Here is a 6,736-nt window from a genome sequence, read left to right on the forward strand (position 1 = left end):
TAGAGGAGGAAATCATATGGCAATCGCAATGGCAGTTTTAAAATTTATCGGTGGATTACTTCCATTCGTACAAGAGCTTTTAAAAGCATTTATGTAAGTTTATTATTCCGCAATTATTTATAAAAATCATCATACAAATGATCTGTATACCAAAGATGAATTGATGTGCAGATCATTTGTATGAGCAAAGCCCTTTTATATAAAAAACAATACAGTTTTTCAATTATAAAAATCACCTTTTAGTCAAATTAAAAAGGTGATTTTTTGTGAAACTATATTAAAATTTTCTAGGTTATAACTAATGAATATCATGTTTTTTGAAGTTACCGCCCTTTACTTCTGCTACGTCATATACCGTAACAAAGGCATTTCCATCAATTTCATGAATGATTTCTTTCATTTTACTTTCTTCTAAACGGTTAATGACACAAGTGATTTCTTTAAATTGTTCATTTGAATATCCGCCGTAAACTTCGTTATACGTTGCACTTCTACCTAAACGATCTCGAATTGTTTCTACCATTAATTCAGGTTCCTTTGTGATAATTTTAAATGTTTTAGAACCACTTAAACCTACTTCAACGATGTGAATTACTTTAGAAGCAATAAAGTAAGCAATTGCTGAAAGAATAGCCCCTTCAAGACCAAATACTGTTGAGACAAAAATAAAGACAAACATGTTTAAAAATAAGATGAGGTCACTTGTCCCGAAAGGTAATTTTCGAGAAAGTAATACGGCTAACATATCAATTCCATCTAATGCGCCGCCATTACGCAATGCTAACCCCATACCAAAACCGATGATAATCCCCCCAACAACGGTAACTAACAATGTATCACCGTGAATAATAGTTGGGATTTGGTGCATAAGAACAGTACCGATTGCTAATGAAGCAATACCGATAATCGAATAAATGGCAAAATTCCTACCAATTTGCTTATATCCTAACCAAACAAAAGGGATGTTAATAACTGCAATTAGAAGTCCTAATGGCAATCCAAGTAGTTCTGAACTAACGATACTTAAACCCGTCACACCACCATCTGAAACGTTGTTTGGGATTAATACCGATTCTAATCCATATGCTGTTATAAATGCCCCAATAATAACCATTAATACTCGTAAAACGATTTTTAGTTTATTGGGCTTGTGCTTTTTGGTTATACTCATATAATTCCTCCGTTTCAAACTATTTTCTTTTTTCATTACTGCACCTTTTTGAATCAGCTAGATTCATTCCTAATAACTATTCTAACACATTGCCATCAGAATACTTCTTGAAACGTTTTGCCTCTTTAAGTAGAAGTCTTAACATTCCCTTCTAAAATGTAAAAAAGATATCCACTTTTCTTTTAAGCTGTTATGTAACAAAATGGCACGATTGTGAAATTACAGAACAGGCATATTTTTAAATAACTTTATTGTCAATCAACTTTTTACTTATATCGGATTCCATTGGCCATTTCTTCTAAACGGGTCCAATTTAATATTCGAATAGAATTTTTGTCTCTTTCAATAATTTTCTTTTGGGAAAGAGAATGAATTACTCTATTTAGATGGCGATATGTCGTGCCAAGTAAGTCTGCAATTTCTTTAATATTGGAAGTCTTTATCTCTACTCCAAAGTTATTATCAAGTTCAGGTGATAACGTGGACATTAGGTAACTCGCAAATTTGTTTTCCACAGATGCTAATAAATTTACACGAGAAGCTGTTGTACAAGTTTGAAGCTTATAGCTTACATGTTCCAAAAGTGTATGCAAAAACCTAGGATTATCCATTTCATGTTCTTTAATATAATCAAAATGTAGTCCAATCAATAAGCATTCATTAACTGCTCTCACTTGTGATTGGACGGGAACGTTACGAATTAATTCAATATCACCAATAATGGAAAAAGGTTTAACAAATCGTAGTAAAAGTGATTTTCCAGTTTCAATACTTGACGTTATTTTTATTTTTCCTTCTACTAAAAACAACAGTGATTCCAATTCAATTCCTTCAAAAAGAATGATTTCATTTGGTTCATATTGCTGCAATGAAAATGGGATTCGCTTTGACCGGTCAAACATCTCCTCAATACCATTTTCTCGTAATTTTGTTTCAATTAGCTTCAGGTCTTGAATATAATTCATCTAAAAAACTCCTTTTGGGACATATGTCCTTTTCATTATAAGATAAACTGATATGATAAGAACAATAAAAGATGAGGGAGTGGAATAGAATGAAATTCGTATTTGATTTAGATGGAACAATTTGCTTTAAAGGTCAGCCTGTTTCAGAAAAGTTATTAATAGCATTAGAAAAATTAGTAGCACAAGGCAATGAAGTCATTTTTGCTTCAGCTAGACCAGTCCGCGATTTACTCCCCGTCTTACATAAGCGTTTTCATCAATATCCAATGATTGGTGGCAATGGCTCAATGATTGCACGAAAAGGGAAAATCATATCAACAGTCAGTTTTGATGAAGAAACGCTCGCAAATATCGTTCAATTACTAAGAACTTATCATGTTTCTTATTTGATAGATGGTGATTGGGATTATGCCTATACAGGGCCAGCTACACATCCTATTTTGAATAATCTTGATCCACAAAACCATGCTAAAAATGTTAAATTGGATAAATTACAGTCAATAGTGAAAATTTTAATGCTTACTTCAGATAATATGGAAGAAGTCAAAGAACAGCTTAGCAAGATGGATGTTGTTGTTCACTCACATGGAAATGAGGGAGTTTTGGATGTCAGTCCAAACGGAATAGATAAGTGGAGTGGGTTGCAACAATTGGGTGTAAAAGAAGGTGACTATATAGCATTCGGTAATGATGCGAATGACATTACAATGTTTCAGCGTGCAATGTATTCAGTTATGGTTGGAGAGAATTTACAATTAGCACCATTTTCATCTGAACAATTGTCATTAAGTAATGATACAGAAAACCTTCTAGTTCAAAGACTTAGCGAATTGGGAGATCTATATTCTATAAATAAGTTGGTAATTTTATAAGAAGTAACCTAAGCTTTTATGAAATAATGAAAACCTAATTTCTCGTTATTGTAGCGTGAAATTAGGTTTTTTATGCGCTGTATTTTCTTAACGTTGTAAATCCGTAGTTTCCTGACGCAACCTCATCACCATCAAGCTAAGAAAAGCAAATACCTCAAAACAAGAAATTTAACATCTTGAGGTGAAAATGTACAAACTTTTCGTTTTTGGGGTATTTGAACATCTTAAGTTGATGGACATGTATGGTGAGGCCAATTAGAGGAGTATGATATATTTGAAAAAGCGCCCTGTTTACAGGGCGCTTCCACTTTTAATTAATGATTAATATTAGCACTTGGGTATAATGTTGTTCCTCCAATTGAAACTTTTATTTCATTTGTTAATGGAACATTTTGTTCATTAATAATTGTTCTCCACCATTCCCATGCAAGACCTGTACATTCTCTTGCTAGGACTTTTACATTTTTCGCGTTCGGTGGTAATGGGATTACTGTATTGAAATGAGCAGTTCTGTCTTTTCCATTTCCTTCCCAAGTTTTATGGGATAGTACTTCATTTCCATTTTTATCATATGAGAATTCATCCCAAGATACATCAAATTGAGCAACATATCCACCAGTATGATCAAGCGTCATTTTCGCACTAGAATATTCTGTAGTTGTAGTCTCGATATAATCTGTATTATTATGAACAGCAGCAGTTGCGTTATCTTTTAAGAAAGAGCTTGTATATGAAATTGGGTATGCAGGATTTTTAGAACTTAATTCTGCATTATCTTTAAGTACATTTCGGATTTCATTAAAATCTTTTGTAACAACCTTGTTATGCTCTTTTGCATCTCCGCCTAATACTACAGCAGTAAAGGTACTGTCTTCAAAAATATCTTTGTACTGCCCACTTGCTTCAACACCTTGCCCCTTAATTAAGGCTTTAAAAGCAGCTTGTACATCTTTGCTCTTAGATGATGTTTCTAATTTCACATAAACTGTTCTACCATAAGCTACATTTGACACCATAACAGGCGGAGCCTCATTGCTTACCCCTTTACGATTTAACTCGTCAAACGTAACACTATTATCAAAAAGATCTGATGGATTGTTAGGCAGTTCTGCACTTACTGTATAGAAGATTTGCTTATACGCCGCAACCATCACTTTTTTCTCGCCATCTGCAACTGCTTTAAAATCAATATTCAGTGCATTGTCAAGATATTTAGCATTAACATTAAGAGCACTTGCTATTTGAGATTTACTATACACCATAGATTCCGTATACTGCATTCTTGCAGGTAACGTATGTGTCGCTGAATACTTTTCATTCCAAGTCGATACTAACTCATCTACTGCTCCAGACACATTACCATATGTAGGATTTTGGACAGTAATTGTATTTTCTTTTTTCATACCAGGTAAGTCTATACTAATATTCAAAGGTTTTCTCTTAGCCACTAATAAATCAGGTTGATTGTCTGCAAAAGCTTTATTTGCAAGTTGTACTGCTCCTGGATAAGTACGATTAGCCACAGAATCAATAATCGAAATATCCACTGGTGAAGTTGTAAGTGATTTTTTCTCACGTTCAACTACTACAAATTTACCCTTTGAATTTATATTTTCTTTCGGAACAAAACTCTCTACTTTATCACCATTTATTGCTAAAACCTCTTGATTATTATACTTTAGATTTCCAATACCACTATCAATGTCAATAGCTTTTTTTGTCTGATCAGCTGAATTACTCTTAGGTGTTTCAGCGAAGGAAATAGCAGAATAATTAAAAGTGCATAAGCCAATTGATAAACATGCTAGTAATTTTATTCCCTTAGTATTTTTCTTAATTTTCAAAAAAATCAACTTCTTCCTTTTTCGTATTAAGGTATGACAATTATTTATAAATAATTGCTAAATAGTGAACTTACATAAACGCTTTTAAAAGTTCTTGAACGAATGGAAGTGCTCCACCTAAAAATTTTAAAATTGTCATTGCGATTGTCATATGATTTCCTCTCCTATTGTTGTTGCTACGATGTGATTTATCTTTATGCTCTTATTATAGTAAGCGCTTACATTTTTATCAACACATTCTTATATGCAATATTGCATATGGGGGGTTTTTGCCCAAATATAAAATATCTTATGCTCATTGTGAGTTTGGAATAAAGTCACAATGTTTCTAATAATTTATAGACATAATTTCATGTCTAAAGAAGAAGTAAAAGTTGAACTTCAATAATTTTATATATGGTGCCCCCCTACAAAAAGATTATCCGTGTATTTGAAAGGATTTGTTCTCATTAGATTTCTGTTGTAAAGTTCGAAATACTAATGCACCTGAAATGATTTGTAAAATCACTGGAATCAATAATATAAAAAAGAACGAGAATAATAACGATATTATACTGAATACAATCATACAAGTACCATAAGCTATATGATTTACTTTATTTACAAAACAAGTTAATACTAATAGTCCTATTTGAATGATTAAGGCCATGCTAAAAGTGATGATAACAAATTTTTCTCCAGAATCAGCATAAGAAATACTTTCTCCATAATGAGAGGAAGTAACACGGGAAACAAGACCAAATACAATAAGAACAGAAAATAAGATTCCCAAGATTCCTCCGATTAAGCCAGTTATAAATTCTGCGGTGCGCTTCAAATTACAATATCCCCCTTCAAAAATAGTATTCAAGTTAATTGCTTTTTACATATATTAACTATTTCTTTATAATATCAAAATATTGTAAAGCAATCTATTAAAACGTTCATTGTTAATAATTTCAATATACAACGTATATCATTCGTTTCTATCCATGCTGATCTATGCTTTCCTCTTTGCTCGAATCAATGTGCTCTTGCTAGTTCCTGTTATCTCCTCAACCTGTTTGTAGGAACGATTTCCCAATAAGGCTGATGCGTGTCCAATTTGTTTTTTGTTAAATTTCTTAGGTCTGCCTTCTCTAAAGTCTTCACGCAACTTTGCAATTACTTTGCCTTCTTGTGTACGTTCTACTATTATGTCTCTTTCAAATTCAGCAAATGCGCTCATTACGTTAAATACCAGCCTACCTGTTGGCGTATCCTCAACTAACCCCATATTAAGTATATGAACCTTTACCCCATCGCCATCAAGTTAAGAAATTCTTTGTTCCCTAAAATGAAAAAAATGAGCTAAATTCTCATAAATAACTGTAGAATAATAAAATTTTCGTTTTGGAGACACTTCAAAATACTAGCTTGATAGCAATGTGACACACCCCCATAAGGAACAAACGTGTTCGAAAAAATATACCTTTTCGAACTGTTTTGCAGACGTATCAATGTTTCCCTGTATCACTTAATCTATAAATACATGAAAAAGGAAGAGAATTTAAAACGCATTTTAATATGTAATATTGCATATTAAAATGTATTGATAAAAATGTAAGCGCTTACTATAATAAGAGTATAAAGATGAACCACATCTTAACAACAAGAAAGAGGAGGAAATCATATGGCAATCGCAATGGCAATTTTATCATTCTTAGGTGGATTACTTCCATTAGTAGCAGAACTTTTAAAAGCAGTAATGTAAGTTCATTATTCAGCAATTATTTATACAAATAATCTGTATAGCAAAGATGAATTGATGTGCAGATTAGAGGAGGAAATCACATGGCAATCGCAATGGCAGTTTTAAAATTTATCGGTGGAATCATTCCATTCGTACAAGAGCTTTTAAAAGCA

The 6,736-nt window shown here is 32.6% G+C and carries 5 protein-coding genes and 1 pseudogene; 1 reads left to right on the plus strand and 5 read right to left on the minus strand.

All coding sequences use genetic code 11. The annotated features are described in order from the left end of the window. Window positions 1–298 precede the first annotated feature (298 nt). On the minus strand, window positions 299–1,171 hold the full coding sequence (locus tag MR076_RS25560) for a YitT family protein (RefSeq protein WP_242225373.1): 873 nt from the start codon (window positions 1,169–1,171) through the stop codon (window positions 299–301). Between the two features lie 266 nt (window positions 1,172–1,437). Continuing rightward, window positions 1,438–2,136 (minus strand): Crp/Fnr family transcriptional regulator, encoded by a 699-nt coding sequence (locus MR076_RS25565; RefSeq protein WP_242225374.1) that lies wholly within the window; start codon window positions 2,134–2,136, stop codon window positions 1,438–1,440. 89 nt (window positions 2,137–2,225) lie between these two features. On the opposite strand from MR076_RS25565, the gene MR076_RS25570 reads away from it, so the two are divergent. Then, window positions 2,226–3,008, plus strand: coding sequence for an HAD-IIB family hydrolase (locus MR076_RS25570; protein WP_242225375.1), 783 nt, complete (start codon window positions 2,226–2,228; stop codon window positions 3,006–3,008). A gap of 314 nt (window positions 3,009–3,322) precedes the next feature. Here MR076_RS25570 and MR076_RS25575 read toward each other — a convergent pair whose 3' ends face one another. The 3 genes and pseudogenes from MR076_RS25575 to MR076_RS25585 all read right to left on the minus strand — a co-directional run. Further along, a complete protein-coding gene (locus MR076_RS25575) occupies window positions 3,323–4,861 on the minus strand; it encodes a thiol-activated cytolysin family protein (RefSeq protein WP_242225376.1) in 1,539 nt (512 codons plus the stop codon). A 409-nt stretch (window positions 4,862–5,270) separates the two neighbouring features. Then, window positions 5,271–5,669 (minus strand): DUF4064 domain-containing protein, encoded by a 399-nt coding sequence (locus MR076_RS25580; protein WP_242225377.1) that lies wholly within the window; start codon window positions 5,667–5,669, stop codon window positions 5,271–5,273. A 162-nt stretch (window positions 5,670–5,831) separates the two neighbouring features. Then, window positions 5,832–6,131 (minus strand): annotated as a pseudogene (locus tag MR076_RS25585) (recombinase family protein); the annotation flags it as partial. Between the last annotated feature and the right edge of the window lie 605 nt (window positions 6,132–6,736).

The sequence above is a fragment of the Bacillus cereus group sp. BfR-BA-01380 genome, assembly GCF_022663535.1.
GTDB classification, from domain to species: domain Bacteria; phylum Bacillota; class Bacilli; order Bacillales; family Bacillaceae_G; genus Bacillus_A; species Bacillus_A cereus_BB.

Bases quoted from the DNA above. Each gene is read 5' to 3' on its own strand.
- MR076_RS25570 (WP_242225375.1), top strand. From the start codon at position 2,226: ATGAAATTCGTATTTGATTTAGATGGAACAATTTGCTTTAAAGGTCAG.
- MR076_RS25560 (WP_242225373.1), bottom strand. From the start codon at position 1,171: ATGAGTATAACCAAAAAGCACAAGCCCAATAAACTAAAAATCGTTTTA.
- MR076_RS25565 (WP_242225374.1), bottom strand. From the start codon at position 2,136: ATGAATTATATTCAAGACCTGAAGCTAATTGAAACAAAATTACGAGAA.